Annotated in this window: 17 protein-coding genes; 9 read left to right on the forward strand and 8 right to left on the reverse strand. The window is 72.6% G+C overall.

The window, feature by feature from the left end:
* Positions 1 to 94 precede the first annotated feature (94 nt).
* Together J2X64_RS15745 and J2X64_RS15750 are read right to left on the reverse strand one after the other, a co-directional pair.
* Entirely contained in the window at positions 95 to 736 is a 642-nt protein-coding gene (locus J2X64_RS15745) for a UdgX family uracil-DNA binding protein (RefSeq protein ID WP_310156567.1), read from the reverse strand.
* Between the two features lie 54 nt (positions 737 to 790).
* Positions 791 to 1,057, reverse strand: coding sequence for a hypothetical protein (locus J2X64_RS15750; protein ID WP_310156569.1), 267 nt, complete (start codon positions 1,055 to 1,057; stop codon positions 791 to 793).
* A gap of 258 nt (positions 1,058 to 1,315) precedes the next feature.
* Between J2X64_RS15750 and J2X64_RS15755 the strand changes: the two genes are divergently transcribed.
* Both J2X64_RS15755 and J2X64_RS15760 read left to right on the forward strand, forming a co-directional pair.
* Positions 1,316 to 2,125, forward strand: a complete 810-nt coding sequence (locus tag J2X64_RS15755; RefSeq protein ID WP_310156571.1) for a sigma-70 family RNA polymerase sigma factor — start codon at positions 1,316 to 1,318, stop codon at positions 2,123 to 2,125.
* A 25-nt stretch (positions 2,126 to 2,150) separates the two neighbouring features.
* Positions 2,151 to 2,762 carry a CinA family protein gene (locus tag J2X64_RS15760; RefSeq protein ID WP_310156573.1) on the forward strand — a complete coding sequence of 204 codons (612 nt, stop codon included), beginning with the start codon at positions 2,151 to 2,153 and terminating at the stop codon, positions 2,760 to 2,762.
* A gap of 21 nt (positions 2,763 to 2,783) precedes the next feature.
* On the opposite strand, the gene J2X64_RS15765 is transcribed toward J2X64_RS15760, so the two are convergent.
* Positions 2,784 to 3,452, reverse strand: a complete 669-nt coding sequence (locus J2X64_RS15765) for a GAF and ANTAR domain-containing protein (protein ID WP_310156575.1) — start codon at positions 3,450 to 3,452, stop codon at positions 2,784 to 2,786.
* Between the two features lie 232 nt (positions 3,453 to 3,684).
* Here J2X64_RS15765 and J2X64_RS15770 point away from each other — a divergent pair, with 232 nt between their 5' ends.
* The 6 genes from J2X64_RS15770 (at position 3,685) to J2X64_RS15795 (ending at position 9,529) form a co-directional block, all read left to right on the forward strand.
* A complete protein-coding gene (locus J2X64_RS15770) occupies positions 3,685 to 5,055 on the forward strand; it encodes an extracellular solute-binding protein (protein WP_310156576.1) in 1,371 nt (456 codons plus the stop codon).
* Between the two features lies 1 nt (position 5,056).
* Positions 5,057 to 6,052 carry a carbohydrate ABC transporter permease gene (locus J2X64_RS15775; protein ID WP_397444084.1) on the forward strand — a complete coding sequence of 332 codons (996 nt, stop codon included), beginning with the start codon at positions 5,057 to 5,059 and terminating at the stop codon, positions 6,050 to 6,052.
* Positions 6,049 to 6,888, forward strand: a complete 840-nt coding sequence (locus tag J2X64_RS15780; RefSeq protein ID WP_310156580.1) for a carbohydrate ABC transporter permease — start codon at positions 6,049 to 6,051, stop codon at positions 6,886 to 6,888. The genes J2X64_RS15775 and J2X64_RS15780 overlap by 4 nt, the downstream gene beginning before the upstream one ends.
* Positions 6,889 to 7,035: 147 nt before the next feature.
* Positions 7,036 to 7,482, forward strand: a complete 447-nt coding sequence (locus tag J2X64_RS15785; protein ID WP_310156581.1) for a hypothetical protein — start codon at positions 7,036 to 7,038, stop codon at positions 7,480 to 7,482.
* On the forward strand, positions 7,479 to 8,708 hold the full coding sequence (locus J2X64_RS15790) for a divalent metal cation transporter (RefSeq protein WP_310156583.1): 1,230 nt from the start codon (positions 7,479 to 7,481) through the stop codon (positions 8,706 to 8,708). The genes J2X64_RS15785 and J2X64_RS15790 overlap by 4 nt, the downstream gene beginning before the upstream one ends.
* A gap of 56 nt (positions 8,709 to 8,764) precedes the next feature.
* Positions 8,765 to 9,529: a hypothetical protein gene (locus J2X64_RS15795; protein WP_310156585.1), complete on the forward strand. Its 765-nt coding sequence runs from the start codon at positions 8,765 to 8,767 to the stop codon at positions 9,527 to 9,529.
* 142 nt (positions 9,530 to 9,671) lie between these two features.
* Here J2X64_RS15795 and J2X64_RS15800 read toward each other — a convergent pair whose 3' ends face one another.
* The 4 genes from J2X64_RS15800 to J2X64_RS15815 all read right to left on the reverse strand — a co-directional run bounded on the left by J2X64_RS15800 (position 9,672) and on the right by J2X64_RS15815 (position 12,339).
* A complete protein-coding gene (locus tag J2X64_RS15800; protein WP_310156587.1) occupies positions 9,672 to 10,202 on the reverse strand; it encodes a hypothetical protein in 531 nt (176 codons plus the stop codon).
* Positions 10,203 to 10,264: 62 nt separating this feature from the next.
* Positions 10,265 to 10,582 (reverse strand): WhiB family transcriptional regulator, encoded by a 318-nt coding sequence (locus J2X64_RS15805; RefSeq protein WP_310156589.1) that lies wholly within the window; start codon positions 10,580 to 10,582, stop codon positions 10,265 to 10,267.
* A 19-nt stretch (positions 10,583 to 10,601) separates the two neighbouring features.
* Positions 10,602 to 11,231, reverse strand: a complete 630-nt coding sequence (locus tag J2X64_RS15810) for an NAD(P)H-dependent oxidoreductase (RefSeq protein WP_310156591.1) — start codon at positions 11,229 to 11,231, stop codon at positions 10,602 to 10,604.
* 40 nt (positions 11,232 to 11,271) lie between these two features.
* Positions 11,272 to 12,339, reverse strand: coding sequence for an NAD-dependent epimerase/dehydratase family protein (locus tag J2X64_RS15815; protein ID WP_310156593.1), 1,068 nt, complete (start codon positions 12,337 to 12,339; stop codon positions 11,272 to 11,274).
* Between the two features lie 257 nt (positions 12,340 to 12,596).
* On the opposite strand from J2X64_RS15815, the gene J2X64_RS15820 reads away from it, so the two are divergent.
* Entirely contained in the window at positions 12,597 to 13,619 is a 1,023-nt protein-coding gene (locus J2X64_RS15820) for an FUSC family protein (protein WP_310156595.1), read from the forward strand.
* A 77-nt stretch (positions 13,620 to 13,696) separates the two neighbouring features.
* Here the strand turns inward: J2X64_RS15820 and mgtA are convergent, their stop codons facing one another.
* Positions 13,697 to 16,384, reverse strand: coding sequence for a magnesium-translocating P-type ATPase (gene mgtA / locus J2X64_RS15825; RefSeq protein ID WP_310156597.1), 2,688 nt, complete (start codon positions 16,382 to 16,384; stop codon positions 13,697 to 13,699).
* Positions 16,385 to 16,397 lie beyond the last annotated feature (13 nt).

The following is a 16,397-nucleotide window of genomic DNA, read 5'->3' on the forward strand; positions in this document are numbered from 1 at the left end:
TGGCGGTGCGAGGTGGCTGGCAGGGACGTGGCCCCGGAGCGGGGCCGGGCGGGTCGTACCCGGCGTCTGCCGGGCTAAACGCCGCGTGGTTCCCTCACAGGGCGGCAGCGGCCACGGACAGGTCAGCCACCAGTGCAGCGAAGTCCTCGTCGCGTGCACGTGACCGGAGCACGGCCGAAGGGTGCACCGTCGTGACGACCGCCTCTGGCGGCTCGGGAAGCGGTAAACGGTCGGACGGCCAGGGCATCACCCGGCCCCGGACCGCTCCCACCCGCAGCGAGGGGCCGTGCACTGCCTGCCCCGCCGTCGCCCCGAGGAGGACGACCACCCGGGGCCCCACGCGCTCGAGCTCGGCGAGCAACCAGGGGCCGCAGGCAGTGACCTGCCACCTCGACGGGGACTCGTGGATCCGGCGCTTTCCCCGCGTCGTGAACCGGAAGTGCTTGACGGCGTTGGTCCGGTAGACGACCTCACGGTCGATGCCGGCCGCCTCGAGGGCGCGGTCCAGCAGACGCCCTGCCGGGCCGACGAACGGCTCGCCGGACCGGTCCTCCTGGTCGCCGGGCTGCTCGCCCACGACGACCAACGGAGCGTCCACCGCACCCGCCCCGGGGACGGGCTGGGTGGCGTGCTCCCAGAGGTCGCAACCCCGGCAGCGGGGAAGGGCGTCACGCACGGCGGACAAACCCCCGTGCCCAGGCACCCACGGTGTGGCGCCGGCGTCCTCACGCGCCATGCGGCACCACCGGGCACCACCAAGCCGCCGTCCGCCGGAGGTGCGGCGGGATCCTCAGGCGTACCACCGTGGGCACTCGCCGGGCGCGCCTCCGGCCGCACAGACCCGGGCGACCTCGGCGAAGGAGAGGAACTGACGATTCGTCGGCAGGTCGGCCAGCTGCCAGAGGACCTGCCCTGGCGCGCGCCGGCGCACGAGTGCGGCGAGGAGCTGGTCGCCACGGGCGGGCAGGAAGTCGGCGCCGAGCGCCTGCTCCAGCGACTCGGCGAGATCCGCCGACAGGACGGGACCGGTTCTCGTGTGCTCGGTCTGGATGGTCATCGCGCTGCTCCTCACCCGCCCCCGGGGCCCCCGCCGGGCCCCCGTCCTCATCGGGGTCATGCCCAGTTCGGACGTCTCTTAAACCATCGTCCGACAAGAACTTCGTATAGCCACGGTCAACTCCCTGGGGGCGGGGTCGCCCACGCCCGAGCACGGGAGAAGCGCTTCGAGTTGTCGAAGGACGAACTTCGTGTTTGGGTCGGAGCAGGCAGAACGGTCCAACCACGGCGCCGGGTTCCCTGCCCGAAGGAGAGCGCCGTGGACACCACGTCGCAGCACCCCATCTCCCTGCCTCCCGCACCCGATGCCGGTGAGCGTCCCGCTCACCACCAGGCGGAGGAGCTCCTCGCCGTGATGGCGAAGAGCCCCTCGCTCGCCTGCCGCCGCATGCTGGAGGCTGACGTCCTCGCCCTGACGTGGGACCTGGCCGACCAGGCGGCCCGTCGGTACCGTGGCCGCGGTGTCGACGACGAGGACCTGCAGCAGGTCGCCCGCCTCGCCCTGCTCAAGGCCATCCGTCGCTACCGCCCCGGGGTGGGTGCCTGCTTCCCTGCATTCGCCGTGCCCACGATCACCGGCGAGATCAAGCGGCACTTCCGCGACTGCGGCTGGGCGGTCCGTCCCCCTCGACGCCTTCAGGAGCGCCGGGTGACGCTCGCCCGGCAGGAGGAGACGCTGCGCCAGGAGTTCCAGCGCGAGCCGACGCTGGCGGAGCTCGCCGGACGCGCCGGGTTGAGCTGTGACGACGTTCGGGAGGTGATGGCTGCCGCCGGCGGCTACAACGCCACCTCGCTCGACGGCTCGGCCGGGGGAGGCGACTCGCGGGTCGAGGTGCCCGACCCCCACGACCCGTGTGCCGCCCTCGAGGAGCGCGAGGCCCTCCGCTGGGCGCTGCGCAGCCTCTCCCAGCAGGAGCTCGAGGTGTTGCGGCTGCGGTTCTCCGAGGAGCTGACCCAGTCCCAGATCGGCCAGCGCATCGGCGTCAGCCAGATGCAGGTGTCGCGCGTGCTCGCCGGCATCCTGGGCCGGCTGCGCGCGGCCATGACGACCGAGGAAGCCGTTGCCTGACAGCACGCGGACGAAGGACGCATCCATGACCCACGACGAGCAGGGTTCCCGCGGCGACCGGGGCGGGGACTCAGCGCCGCTGCCGGTCGCCGGTGAGCTGCCCGTCACCCCAACGGCCGCGGCCGGCCAGGCGGCGACCCGGACCGACGACCAGGCTGGGCGTTCGGTCGACCCGTCGGAGCGCGCGGAGCAGGTCGCGAGGTTGGCCGAGGTCTCCGGGCGCAGCGTCGCCGTCGCGGAGTCGCTCACCGCGGGCGCGCTCAGCAGTGCGCTCGGAGCGGCCCCGGACTCCTCCGAATGGTTCCGCGGGGGTGTGGTTGCCTACGCCAGCGACGTGAAGCACACGCTCCTCAAGGTGCCGGACGGTCCCGTCGTGAGCGAGCAGGCGGCACTGGCGATGGCCGAGTCCACGGCCGAGCTGCTGGGCGCCGACGTCGCGCTGGCCGTCACGGGGGCCGGCGGTCCGGACCCCCAGGACGGTCAGCCGGCCGGCACCGTCTGGCTGGCGGTCTGCGTGGGCCGGCACGCGACGACCGAGTGCAGGAGGTTCCCCGGCAGCCCGGAGGACGTCGTGCAGCAGACCGTGCTGCGGGGGCTGGCCCTCCTCCAGCAGGCGCTCGAGAGCAGCCGACCGTAGTCGGGCACGCGCAGAGGAGGCTCAGGCGCCCTCGAGACGGCCCTTCGCCTCGTGGGACGCCGACGCCAGTCGCCGCAGCGCCTCGTGCTCCGAGACGCGGTGCGCCGCCATGATGAGGCCGACGGCGCGACCGAGCTCGCGCTCCTCGTCGAGGCGGTCGCGCAGGGCATCGGCGTTCTCGCGCCGCTCCACCGCAGTGAGGGCCACCGAGGCGAACCCCGCCAACAGCGCGGCCTCGTCCGCGACGGACTCGGTGAACACGCCCACCTCGTCGCTGAACAGGTTGAGTGCGGACCGGCTGCGACCCTCGGTGAGCAGCTGGTAGCCCAGCATGCCGCGCACCGGCGTCCGGTCGAGCACGAGCTCGGCGAGCCGCGGCCACGTGCTGCGGGTGGCGATGTCGGGGTCCCGCTGCACCGAGTCCTCCTCGATGCTGTCGAGGCACGGCCCCTCACCGGCCTCGGTCTCGAGGCGGTCCATCAGGCGGGCGATGTCGTCGTTCGCGGCGCGCGTGACGAGCGAGTCGTCGGGCTGCAGGCTGGCGAGGCTCACGTGGTCGGCCCCCGGCACGGTGCGGGCGACCAGCGCCACGATCTCGTCCAGCACGGCGGTGGAGTCGTCGCCGCGGTAGACCCGCTCCGCCACGGCGCGGAAGGCCCGGGAGGCGTCGGGTGGGAAGGACAGGGACATGGGGCACTTCCGTCGGGGGTGAGCATCGGTGCCGGGGCCGACCCGGGCGCTCGACGCTCCATTCGACACGACCGACAGCCCGCGCGCCAGCCGGGGGCGGTTCGTGTGGAGTCTCTCGCACAAGAAGCGTTTCGCACGAGAAGCGTTTCCACGAGAAGCGTTTCTCCCGCGGGGAGGGGGGTAAGCGCGTCTCGGGTGCCGCCGCCGGGGCGGTGTGAGGAGGAGTACGCGCATGACGGTTCGACGGACGACCACGGCCCTGGTGCTGGCCTCGGCACTCGCCACAGGTGCCTGTGCGGGGGTCGGCTCCAAGGGCAACGACTCCGGCGGGAGCTCGGGGAGCAGCGCCGGCGGCAAGCCCTCGGGAAGTCTGAACATCATGGGGTTCGGTGGTGAGGACGAGGTGGCGCAGGCGCGCATCACGGCATTCCAGCAGGCGTACCCCCAGGTGAAGGTGACCCACAACAAGGGCGACTTCGACGCCCAGCAGTTCCTCACGGCCCTGTCGAGCGGCAACCCGCCCGACCTGGTCTACATGGACCGCAACCTCATCGGCACGTATGCCGCGAAGGGCGTCGTCGAGCCGCTGACCGACTGCGTCAAGCAGCAGTCGATCGACACCAGCCAGTACCGCCCGGCGGCCATGCGGTCGGTGACGTACAAGAACACCGTCTACGGCATCCCCGAGTTCTACGTCGTGCAGGTCAACCTCATCGACGCGAAGTCGCTGCAGCAGGCCGGCGTCGACCCGTCCGCGATCCAGACCAAGGACTGGGGCGCCCTCGAGAAGACCGCGACGCAGCTCTACAAGCACTCCGGCAACAAGATCCAGCGGGTCGGTTACGACCCGAAGCTGCCCGACTCGTTCCCCCTGTGGGCGCTCATCAACGGCGCGCAGCTCGTCAAGGAGGACGGCTCGCCCAACCTCGACGACCCCAAGGCGGTCGAGGCACTGGACTACGGCGTCAAGCTGGTCAAGGACCAGGGTGGCTGGACGAGCTTCAAGGCGTTCCGCGACTCCTTCGACATCTTCGGCGACACCAACCCGCTCACCAAGGGCACGATCACCGCGTTCCCCATGGAGAACTGGTATGTCAACGTGCTGCGTGACTCCATCCCGGCCGGGCTGAAGCTCGCGGCGACGCAGATCACCGACCGCTCCGGCAACCCGGTGAGCACGCTCGGCGGCTCCACCTGGGCCATCCCGAAGGGTGCCAGGAACCCGACGGCGGCGTGCGCGTGGATGAAGACGATGACGTCGACGGAGACCTGGATGAAGGCAGCCGACGCGCGGATCGCCAAGGTGCAGAAGGACAAGAGCTTCTTCACCGGCCTGTTCACCGCGAACACCAAGGCCGACGAGCAGATCCGTGACAAGTACCTCAAGCCGGCGCCGCAGCCCGGGTTCGACCAGGCCATCAAGGCCTTCTACGACACGCTCGACAAGGCGACTGCGCTCAACCCCTCGCCTGCCGGCGCCGAGATCGACGCCGCCTGGAAGAGCGCCGTCGCCCGGGCCCTGGGTGGCCAGCCGGCCCAGCAGGCCCTGGGGCAGGCCCAGAAGGAGGCGCAGGCGGCCTTCGACAAGGCCAGCCGTGGCTGAGCTGGTCACGCCGCGCACACCGCTCGACGAGCCCACGCCGGGTCCTTCCGTCTCGCCGCGGAAGGGCCCGGCGCGGGTGCCGTCCCGGCGCAGCCGCGGCACGGTCCGGGGCCGTGAGACACGCGCGGCACTGGCGTTCATCTCGCCCTGGATCGTCGGCTTCCTCGTCTTCACCGCGGGCCCGATGCTGGTCAGCCTGGTGCTGTCCTTCACCGACTACTCGCTCGTCGGGCAGACCCACTCTGTCGGCGTCGACAACTACCGCCAGCTCTGGGAGGACCCCCGCGTCCGCCAGTCGCTCACCAACACGTTCGTGTATGCCGCGCTGTTCGTGCCGGTCGGCACGGTCGTGGCGCTCGGGCTGGCCATGCTGCTCGCCGGGGTGGGCCGCGCCAGCGGCTTCTTCAGGACCGCGTTCTACCTGCCGGAGATGACCCCGGCCGTCGCCGCAGCGGCGCTGTTCCTGTTGCTGCTCAACGGGCAGACGGGCCTGGTCAACACCGTGCTGGGCTGGTTCGGCATCGACGGGCCGAACTGGACGACCGACCCGGCGTGGCTCAAGCCGTCGCTCGCGGTGGTGAGCCTGTGGTCGATGGGCGGCACCATCGTCATCTACCTGGCCGCCCTGAAGAACGTTCCACGTCAGCTGCACGAGGCTGCGATGCTCGACGGGGCCGGGCCCATCCGCCGGTTCTTCAACGTGACGCTGCCGATGATCTCGGGGGCGGTCTTCTTCACCGTCATCACCAACACCATCGCGGCGCTGCAGATGTTCGACCAGGCGTACACGATGTTCTACGGCCCGCAGCAGAAGGCGACGGCTTCGGATGCCTCGCTCGTCTACATGGTCTACCTGTTCCAGAACGCGTTCCAGTTCTTCAAGATGGGCTTCGCGTCGGCGATGGCGTGGCTGCTCTTCGTCATCATCATGCTGATCACCGTCGTGCAGCTCCGGGTCGGCAACCGGGTCGTCTACTACGAGGGGGACACCCGGTGACCACGCGCGTGCACCCACTGCTGCGGGCGGCATACGTCGTCGTGCTCCTGGCCGCCACGGCCTGCTTCGTCTACCCGCTGGTGTGGCTCGTCAGCGCCTCGCTCAAGCCGAAGTCGGAGGTGTTCGACAACCGGCTCGTCCCGCGGCACGTGCAGTGGTCCAACTTCGTCCAGGTGTGGGACGCGGGTCCGGTGCTGCGGTGGCTGTCGAACTCGGTGGTCGTGGGCGTCATGGCCGCCACGACCGTCACGCTGTCGAGCGCGCTGGTCGCGTTCGGGTTCGCGTACTTCAGGTTCCGCGGCCGCGGGCTGCTGTTCGGGCTCGTGCTCTCGACGATGATGCTGCCCGGCGCGGTGACGATGATCCCGGTGTACCTCATCTGGAACAAGCTCGGCTTCGTCGACACCCAGGTGCCGCTGTGGGGCCAGAACCTGTTCGGCACGGCGTTCTACATCTTCCTGCTGCGGCAGTTCTTCCTCGGTGTGCCGCGCGAGCTGTTCGAGGCCGCGCGCGTCGACGGCTGCTCGTACTTCGGCCTGTTCCGCCGGATCGCGCTGCCGCTGTGCCGCCCTGCACTGGTCATCGTGTTCGTCTTCGAGCTCAAGGCCAGCTGGTCGGACCTCATGCGGCCGCTGATCTACCTGCAGACGCCCGACTACTTCACCATGCCGCGCGGCCTCAAGCAGATCGTCGACGCCTACGCCTTGAGCGGCGAGTACCACTGGGAGATCGCCATGGCCGCGACCCTCATCGCGACGGTGCCGATGATCCTGGTCTTCGCCTTCGCGCAGCGGTACATCCTGGACGGCCTCGCCACCTCGGCGCGACAGGGCTGACGCGCCCGGCCCGTGACCCGGGCCGTTTCCCGCCGTCGCTGGCGGGTACTTCCCCAGCATGGCCGACCGCATGTGGCTGGTGCTGGGGTGGCTGGAGTATGCCGTGCTGCTCGCCACACTCGCGTACTTCCTGCTCTGGAGGAAACGGTGACCTGGCGGCGCGCCAGGGTGTCGACGGCCCTGGCATGGGTCCTGCTGTCGGCGGCCCTCGGCGGGTGTGGGACGACCGTCGCCTCCTACCGCGAGTCGGCGTCGACCGCGGTGCAGACGCAGCTGGGGGGCGCCCGGACCGCCGAGCTGGCGGGGCGGTCCTGGCTGGACGGGAACCTGCCCGACACGACGGCGACGGTCGTCGTCGGTGACGCCGACCGCACCGTCGGGGGAGCGGAGTCGGACTTCGCGGCGGCCGACCCGCCCGCCGGCGCCGGGGGGCTGCGGGCGTCCGTGACGCAGGCGCTCGGCGACACCGCCGACGCCGTGGCGGCACTTCGGGTCGCAGTGGACCTCGGCGACCGCGCGGCCGTCCTCGCCGCGACAAGACGGCTCGCCGCCACGGCCGACCAGCTGGAGGCACTCGGGGTGCGGCTGCGGTGAAACGCTTCTTCGCCGTCGCCCTCGGCATCCTCACCGCCATCGGCGGTTTCGTGGACATCGGCGACCTCGTCACCAACTCGCTCGTCGGCTCACGATTCGGCATGAGCCTGGCCTGGGTGGTCGTCGTGGGGGTGCTGGGGATCTGCGTCTTCGCCGAGATGAGCGGCCGCGTGGCCGCCGTCAGCGGCCGTGCGACGTTCGACCTCGTGCGTGAGCGGCTCGGACCGAAGGCGGGACTGCTGAACCTCCTCGCCTCCGTCGCGGTTACGCTGCTGACGATGATCGCCGAGATCGGGGGCGTGGCCCTGGCCCTTGAGCTGGCGACGAGCGTGAACCGCTACCTCTGGATCCCGGTCGTGGGAGCTGCCGTGTGGCTGGTCCTGTGGCGGGTGAAGTTCGCGGTGCTCGAGAACGTTTTCGGCCTCGCCGGCCTGGCGCTGTTGGTCTTCGCCGTTGCCGTCTGGAAGCTGGGGCCGGACTGGGGTGGGCTCGCGGCATCCGCGGGGCATCCCGCGGTCCCCGTCCGCGAGGACGTGTGGAGCTACGCCTACTACGGCGTGGCCCTGTTCGGCGCCGCGATGACGCCCTACGAGGTGTTCTTCTTCTCCTCGGGCGGGATCGAGGAGCACTGGAAGGCCAAGGACCTCGCCACGATGAGGGCCAACGTCTTCATCGGGTTCCCGCTCGGCGGACTGCTCTCCCTGGCCATCGCGGCCACGGCGGCCACGGTGCTCCTCCCCGCCGGCATCGAGGTCGACACGCTCGGCCAGGTGTCGCTGCCGGTCGTCGTGGCCCTCGGCAAGGTGGGGCTGGCGTTCGCGCTGGTCGGCTTCTTCGCGGCCACGTTCGGCGCGGCCTGCGAGACCGGGCTGTCGGTGGGTTACAGCATGGCCCAGTACTTCGGCTGGCAGTGGGGCAAGTTCGTCGAACCGCTGCGGGCGGCGCGCTTCCACACGGTGGTGCTGCTGTCGTGCGTCCTCGCCATCGGAGTGCTGCTCACCACGGTCGACCCGATCATGGTCACGGAGTACAGCGTGGTCTTCAGTGCCGTCGCGCTCCCGCTCACGTACCTCCCCATCCTCGTCGTGGCCAACGACCGCACGTACATGGGCAGGTACCGGAACGGTCCTGTCGCGAACGTCCTGGGCAGCATCTACCTGGTGCTGGTCCTCGTCGCGTCGCTGGCCGCCATCCCCCTCATGGTCGTGACGGGAGCGGGACAGTGACCGGGCCGGGGGCCGGTTCCGGCGGGGGCGCGCGGCGAGCGGAGGAGGTGCCGCTCGTGCTCCGACTCCTCGACCACCAGGTCGTCGGCCCCAAGGGCGAGCTCCTAGGCAACGTCGACGACCTCGTCCTGCGGCAGGTGGGGGACGGGCTGGAGGTGGTCGCCTTCATGAGCGGTCCCGCGGGCCTCGCCCGGCGGCAGGGGGGTCGGGGAGGCCGCTGGCTGCACGCGGTGTGGACCCGGCTCCACCCCCGGGAGCACCCGCGGCCGGTCGTGGTGCCGCTGCGGGAGGTGACCAAGGTCGGCTCGGCCCTCGAGGTGTCTGCTGCCGCCGCCGAGGTGCTGGCTCGTTCGGAGGGCTTCGAGCTCTGGCTGCGCCAGCACGTCGTCGGTCGCCTCCCGGGGGCGCGGGAGGCTGAGCCAGCCGCGCGAGTGGCTCCCGCCGAGCACCGGAAGCCGCTCAGCGAGGCATACCTCCTGCAGGAGGGTGACCACACGACCAGCGAGCTGGTGGGGAGCAGGGTGTCATTCGGTGACCGTGACCTGGGCGCCGTCATCGAGGTGCTCGCCGCTCCGCGCGGGCGCGGAGGCGGCCCGTGGGGTCGGCTGGTGCTGACCGACGTCGTCTGCTCCCCGCGCACGCTCGGGGCCGAGCTCGGGTACACGATGTCCCCACAGGGCCCACGGCTCGTTGAGCTGGCGATGCGGTCGTGGCACCGCCACGACCGACGCGTCGATCTCAGGCACGTGGACATCGCCTGGGACGACCGGCACCTGGAGGTCTCCACGAGCGCGCGTCTCTGGCACCCCCGCGAGGGATAACCCACGCACGTCTGCGGTCCGGCGTGCCTGCGGGTCAGCGGTGCCGGCGTGCCTGCGCATCAGCGGTGCCTGCGGCTGCCGAAGAGGTAGAAGCCGACGGCGCCCACCACGACGGCGACCACGGGCAGGAGCCAGAACCACATCAGGACTGCACCTCCTCGCTGCCGGCCAGCACCCGCTGGGCCACCACGACGCGCAGCTGCTCGAGCCTCGCCTCCTGGTCGTCGGCGCGGTCGACGAGGTGCTCCAGGTGGTAGGGGTTGAGCACCTCGACGGCCGGGGCGACGGCGCGCAGGGCGGTCCACGCCGCCCGCCTGGCACGGACCGCAACGGTCAGGCCCTCGAGCTCGACGAGGTCGCTCAGGGGGGAGCGGCGCACGAGCGTGCCGTTGGGCTTGAGCCGGCCGACGCGTTCGGCCAGGACCGCGAGCTGTTCCTGGACCGTGGCCTCCGGGACGTCGAGGGATTCCATGACGGCCAGCAGGGCGGCCCGGTCCTCGGTCGCCTCCCTCGCCAGCGCGGACACCTCCTCGCGCAGGTGCGGGTCCTGGAGCGAGCCGGCGCACCGCTCGAACAGCTCGAGCTCGCCGCGGGAGGCGACGTAGTGGTCCTGGAGGTAGCGCGTCAGCCACCTGTTGGCGGCCCGCGCGGAGGAGGTCGTGGAGATGTTCACGGACGGTCGGTACCCCGGCGTCGGTCCAGCCATGCGCCGGACCCCCGGACCCGGTGTCGACGTCAGGACGCCTTCAGCCTCGCGGGGGTCGCCCGGCGGACTCCCCGGGACTGGCTCTGCCGGATGATGTCGCGCTCGTGGGCGGTCAGGCCGCCCCAGACGCCGTAGTCCTCGGCAGCGAGGGCGTGGGCCCGGCACTGCCGGATCACCGGGCACTCGTGGCAGACCCGCTTGGCGGCCTCCTCGCGCTCGCGCCGGTTGGCGCCGCGCGCGAGCTCGGCGTCGAAGAACGAGCCCACCGGCAGGGTGCGGCAGCGGGCCTCGTCCTGCCACGCGTACGACTCGAGAATGGGAGCGGGAAGTCGGTCTGGCTTGCGCATCTGGTGCCTCCGAAGGGGATCAGGCGGCCGGCGGGTAGCCGCGGTCGCGGAGGAGGGCCGCGAGGTGCGCGGCGTTGGCGGCGGCGGTCCGGGTGGCGCCCGCCGTGCTCTCTGGGGTCTCGTCGAGGTCCTTGTAGTCGGTGCCGCTCATGGCCTCGCCGTTCCAGAACGTGACCCCGCTCGCGGGGATGGTGAACCCGACGTCGCCGAGGGACTGGTAGAGGATCCCGGTGATGTGGTGGGCACCGTCCTCGTTGCCGACGACGACGGCCACGGCCACCTTGCCGAACGTGCGCAGGCGCCCCTGCTCGTCGGTGTCGGACAGCTCGGCGTCGAGGCGCTCGAGGACCCGCTGGGCGACGCTGGAGTGCTGGCCCAGCCACGTCGGGGTGCCCAGGACGAGGATGTCCGCCTCGAGCATCTTCCGGCGCAGCTTCGGCCACTCGTCGCCATCGCCCATGTCGGCCTCGACGCCGGGACGGATGTCGTGGTCCACCGCGCGGACCAGGTCGCCCTGCACGCCGTGCGTCGCCAGCTGGTCGAGCAGCTGGCGGGTGAGCAGGTCGGTGCTCGACTCCGCCGGCGAGGGCTTGAGCGAGCACGTGAGGGCGAAGGCCTTCAACGGGCGGTCGGTGGTCGGGTCGGACATGTCGGGCCCGTACCCGGCGGCGTCGGAGGGCAAACGCTGCTCAGGCCGTGGGCCGGCGCGAGACCGGTCCACGGCCCACGAGGTTGGCCAGCTGCTCGAGCCAGCGCCGGGGTCGCAGGGCAGGACTGCCGCCGCCCTCCCCGCGTGCCATCCCGGCGATGGCCTCGGCCATCGCCTCCCGGGCGTCGTGCGCCGGCGCCCAACCGAGCTCCTCGCGGGCGCGCCGGCTCGACATCGTCGGCACGACCCGGGCCATGTCCAGCCAGCCGGGGTCGAAGGGCTGCAGCCGCAGCGTCCAGCCGAGTCCAGCGAGGGCCCGCAGCGCCGGCCACGGCAGGTGCACGGCAGGTATGCCGAAGGCGCGCGCGACGTCCCCGCGCCCCAGGACCGGTTCGGCCGCCAGGTTGAACGCGCCGGTGGCGCCGGAGACGACGACCGCCACGATGGCGTCGGCGACGTCGTCGGTGTGGGTCACCTGGAGCCGGAACCTCCGGTCCAGGGGCAGCACCGGGAGCAGCCGCAGGACGCCGTGCGGCACGAGGCTGGGCAGCATGTAGCGGGCGACCGCACCGCCGGCCTCGGCCCGGACCACGAGCGAGGGCCGGACCCGCGCCACCACGGGTCGGTGCTCCGGGACGGCCTCGTGGGCGTCGAGCACGCGCTCGGCAGCCGCCTTGTGCCGGCTGTACGGCAGCTCGGGGGCCGCGCCGCCGGTCGGCCAGTCCTCGTCCACAGGTGCCGGCCCGCGGCCGGGGGAGTAGGCCCCCTGGGACGAGACGTGGACCAGGTGCGGCACGCCAGCCGCGGCCGCAGCTCGCACCACGGCGGCGGTGCCCCCGACGTCGATCCTGCGCAGGAACGCGACGTCCCGGGTGGGCTGGAAGCCCCAGGCCGTGTGCACCAGGGCGTCGACGCCGTCGAGCACCTCGCGCAGTCGTTCGTCCCGGTCGGCGGCCGTCAGGTCGAGCTCGGTCCAGGCCACCCGGTCCTCGAGCCCCTCGACAGGGGTGCGCCGGGCGATGCCGCGGACCTCGTGCCCGTCGGCGAGCAGCCGCCGTACCACGGCGGAGCCGATGTTCCCGGTCGCGCCGGTCACGGCGACGATCACGAGGCCGGTCCTCGGGGCCGGCTCTGCAGCACTGCGTCCACTGCGCACCTCCGTGCGGGTCGGCTCCACGGTCGTCGGCTGCGCGACCGGGGCACGGCGTGCGTGACTCGGTCGGCACCCGGGGGGATGCCCCGCCGGGAGCCGCCGCAAACACGACCCGACCCACCGCGCGTGGGTGCCGGCGGGACCGGGGCGCGTCGCCGCGGCCCGGACCGGGGAGACTGGGGTCACCGACCACGAACAGGAGCCATCAGCCCGTGACCCAGCTGGACCTGTGGCACCTGCGACCGCACCAGGGCGCGCACCGGGTCGCCGCCCGCGCGGCCGTCTCCGTGGCCGTGCCCCTGCTGGTCGTCGTGCTGGCGGGGCACCCCGAGTGGTCCCCGTATGCCGCGTTCGGCGCCTTCACCTCGCTCTACGGCCGCAACCACCGGCACCTGTCGCGGGCGACCATGCAGGCGACGGCCGGTGCGGCCCTCTTCGCCGCCGTCCTGCTGGGGGTGCTCGTCGGGGGCCTGCCGCACGCCGCCTGGTGGGCCGTGCCCGTCGCCGGCGCCGTGGCATACGCCGGCTCGCACCTGGCCCTCGCGCAGGACTGGCACCCGCCGGGCTCCCTCTTCCTCGTCTTCGCGTTCGGTGGGTGCGCTTCGGCCCCGCACGGGCTGGGCGACCTCGTGCCTGCAGCCGCCGTCACGGCGGGCTCGGTGCTCTTCGCCCTCGCGGTCGGCGCGGTGGGCGGGGTGCTGCAGCGCTCGCGCACGCGGCCGCTGCCGGTCCGCCTCCACCGCTCGTGGCTGCCCGCGCGCGACGCGGTCGCCGTGGTGCTGGCCGGCGGGCTCGCGGTGCTGGCGGGCATCGGGCACCCCTACTGGGCCATGGTCGCGGCCGTGGCACCCTTGAGCGTGCGCGGGATGTCCGGGCAGCTGACCCGAGCCGTCCACCGCGTCGGCGGGACGCTGGTGGGCCTGCTGCCGGCGGCGGCGCTGCTGGCCCTCGACCTGCGCGGCGTCTGGCTGGTGGCGCTCGTGGCCGTCCTGCAGTTCGTGACCGAGCTGCTCGTGGGGCGCAACTACGGGCTGGCACTGCTGGCGATCACGCCGCTGGCGCTGCTCATGGGGCAGGCCGCCCACCGCGTCCCCGTGACAGGCCTCCTGGTGGACCGCGGGGTGGAGACCGTGCTCGGCAGTGTCGCCGGCGTGGCAGTGCTGGCGCTCAGCCATGCGTATGCGGGCACGAGGCAGGGTGGCGGGCCGGGCGCGGGGCCGGCGACGCCCTCCTGACCGGCCGCACCGACAACGGCCGTGACGACCGGGTGCGTGCGGCGCGGCCCCGTGCTTTCGCCGGGCACCCACGTCGCTCAGCGCTGTGCGGCCTCGGCCGGCTCGCGCGGGTCCGAGGGTTGTCCGAGGCGGGTGCCGGTGCTGAACCGGGATGCCCGGCGGTGGACCCGGCGGGGCCGTGCGGGTCGCGGCGGTCGTCCCCCGACAGGGACGGCCGGCTCCATCGCGGCGAAGAAGAGCGACTTGCCGACCTCGACGAGGAGCAGGTACGCCGCGACCATCCCGAGCAGCGTCAGGTAGAACCCTCCCGGCAGGGACTGGAAGCCGAGCGGGGACGCGAGCGGGGTTGCCGGCAGGACCGCGCCGGTCAGCACCACGCTCGCCACGGCTGCGGCCAGGGCCAGGCTCGGGGTGCTCCGGAAGAAGGGGACGCGGCGGGTGCGGATGGCGAAGATGATGAGCGTCTGCGTGGCCAGCGACTCCACGAACCACCCCGACCGGAACAGGGCCGGGCCGGCGTGGAAGAGGTGGAGCATCACCCAGAAGGTCGCGAAGTCGAACACCGAGCTCAGGGGCCCGAACACCACCATGAACCGGCGGATGAGCCGCATGTCCCAGTGCGAGGGGCGACGCAGCTGCTCCTCGTCGACGCCGTCGGTGGGGATCGCCAGCTGGCTGGTGTCGTACAGCAGGTTGTTGAGCAGGATCTGCGAGGGCAGCATCGGCAGGAAGGCCAGGAAGGTCGAGGCGCCGGCCGCCGAGAACATGTTCCCGAAGTTGCTCGACGTCCCCATCATCACGTACTTGATGGTGTTGGCGAAGATGCGTCGGCCCTCGACGACGCCGTCGGCGAGGACGTCGAGGTCCTTCTCCAGGAGGATCACGTCGGCGGCGTCCTTGGCGACGTCGGTGGCCGAGTCCACCGAGATTCCGACGTCGGCGGCGTGCAGGGCCAGGGCGTCGTTGACCCCGTCACCGAGGAAGGCGACCCCGCCCCGCGTCGCTCGCTGTGCCCGGACGATCCGGGCCTTCTGCTCGGGGCTCACCCGCGCGAACACGGCCGTCCCCGCCATCCGCTCGGCCAGGGTGGCGTCGTCCATCTGGTCGAGCTGTGCGCCGTCGACGACGGACTCCTCGCCGCCGTCGGAGAGGCCCAGGTCGGCGCACACCTTGGCGGCGACGGCGGCGTTGTCACCGGTGACCACCTTGACGTCGATGCCGAGGTTCCCGAGCCGGGCGAGGGAACGGTCCACGCCGCGCTTGGGCGGGTCGAGGAAGACGAGGAGCCCCTGCAGGCGGAAGCGCCCGTCGACCGCCGGCTGCGGGGAAGCGCCCGTTGACGTGGTCGCACCCCCAGGCGCGTCGGGTCCGGCCGGCCCGGGCAGGGCCCGGCACGCGACCGCGATCACCCGGTTCCCGGCCGCGAACTCCGCCCGCAGGGCCTGGGCCACCCGTGCCGGTGCGGGCACGCACTGCGTGAGCACGGCCTCGGGGGCGCCCTTCAGCACCTCGACCACGCCGTCGAGCGGGCTGTCGCAGACCACGGACGTCGTGCGGGTCTCGTGACTGAACGGCACGGTGCTCACGCGGTCCCACCGGGCGAGCCACCCGTCGGCGCGGGCGGCCTCGGGCGACGCCCACAGTGCTGCGTCGAGCGCACTGCCGCCCACGGCGCCCGCGGGACCCTGCGGCGGTTCGCTGCACAGCAACGCCCAGCGCAGCACCTCCACCGCGTGGCCCGGCGCGCTGGGGATCGCACGCGCGAAGCCCACCCGGCCGTCGGTGAGGGTGCCCGTCTTGTCGGTGAAGAGCACGTCGACGTCACCGAGGTCCTCGATGCAGACGAGTCGCTTCACGAGCACCTTGCGCCGGGTCATGCGGCGTGAGCCGGCGGCGAGACTCGTCGACACCACGGCAGGCAGCAGCTGAGGGGTGATGCCGACCGCGATGGCCAGCGAGAACAGCAGTGCGTCGAGGAGCGGGCGGTGCAGCGCGAGGTTGACCACGAAGATGGAGGACGTCAGCGCCGCACCGACCCACACGAGCAGCATGGAGAACTGGCGCAGGCCGGTCTGGAAGCGGGTCTCGAGCTCACGGGACTCCAGCCCCGCTGCGACCGTCCCGAACTCGGTGGACATCCCGGTCGCGACGGCGACCCCGACCCCGGTCCCGGAGTGGACGACCGTGCCCATGAGGGCAGCGCTCGTGAGGTCGCCCACCGGGGCCGTCGCAGCCACGGGCGCCGTCCCCTTCTCCACCGGCAGGGACTCCCCGGTGAGGATGGACTCGTCGCACTCGAGGTCGACGGTGGAGACCAGCCGCAGGTCGCACGGGACGACGTCGCCGGGACGCAGCGCCACCACGTCGCCCGGCACCAGGTCGAGGACGTCGACGGGCCCGTATACGCCGTCGCGCAGGACCTCGGCCCGGTGGCGCACCTGGCTGTGCAGGGCGGCAGCTGCCCGCTCGGCGCGGTACTCGTTCCCGAACCCGAGGAAGACCGACAGGCCGACGATGGTGCCGATGATCACGGCGTCGGGGCGCTGGCCCACGGCGAACGACACGCCGGCAGCCACCACGAGCAGGACCAGCAGCGGGGAGCGGAGCTGGCGCCACAGGACGGCCAGCGCACTGGCCCGGTGGGAGGCGATCGCGTTCGCCCCGCCGGCGGCCAGTCGGGCCTGCGCCTCGGCCGTCGTCAGTCCACGGTCGGGCGTGACCGTGAGCTGCGCGGCGACGTCGGCAACGCGCCGCGACGCCGCCACAGCCACGAGCGAG

The sequence above is a fragment of the Phycicoccus sp. 3266 genome (assembly GCF_031456495.1).
GTDB lineage: Bacteria > Actinomycetota > Actinomycetes > Actinomycetales > Dermatophilaceae > Pedococcus.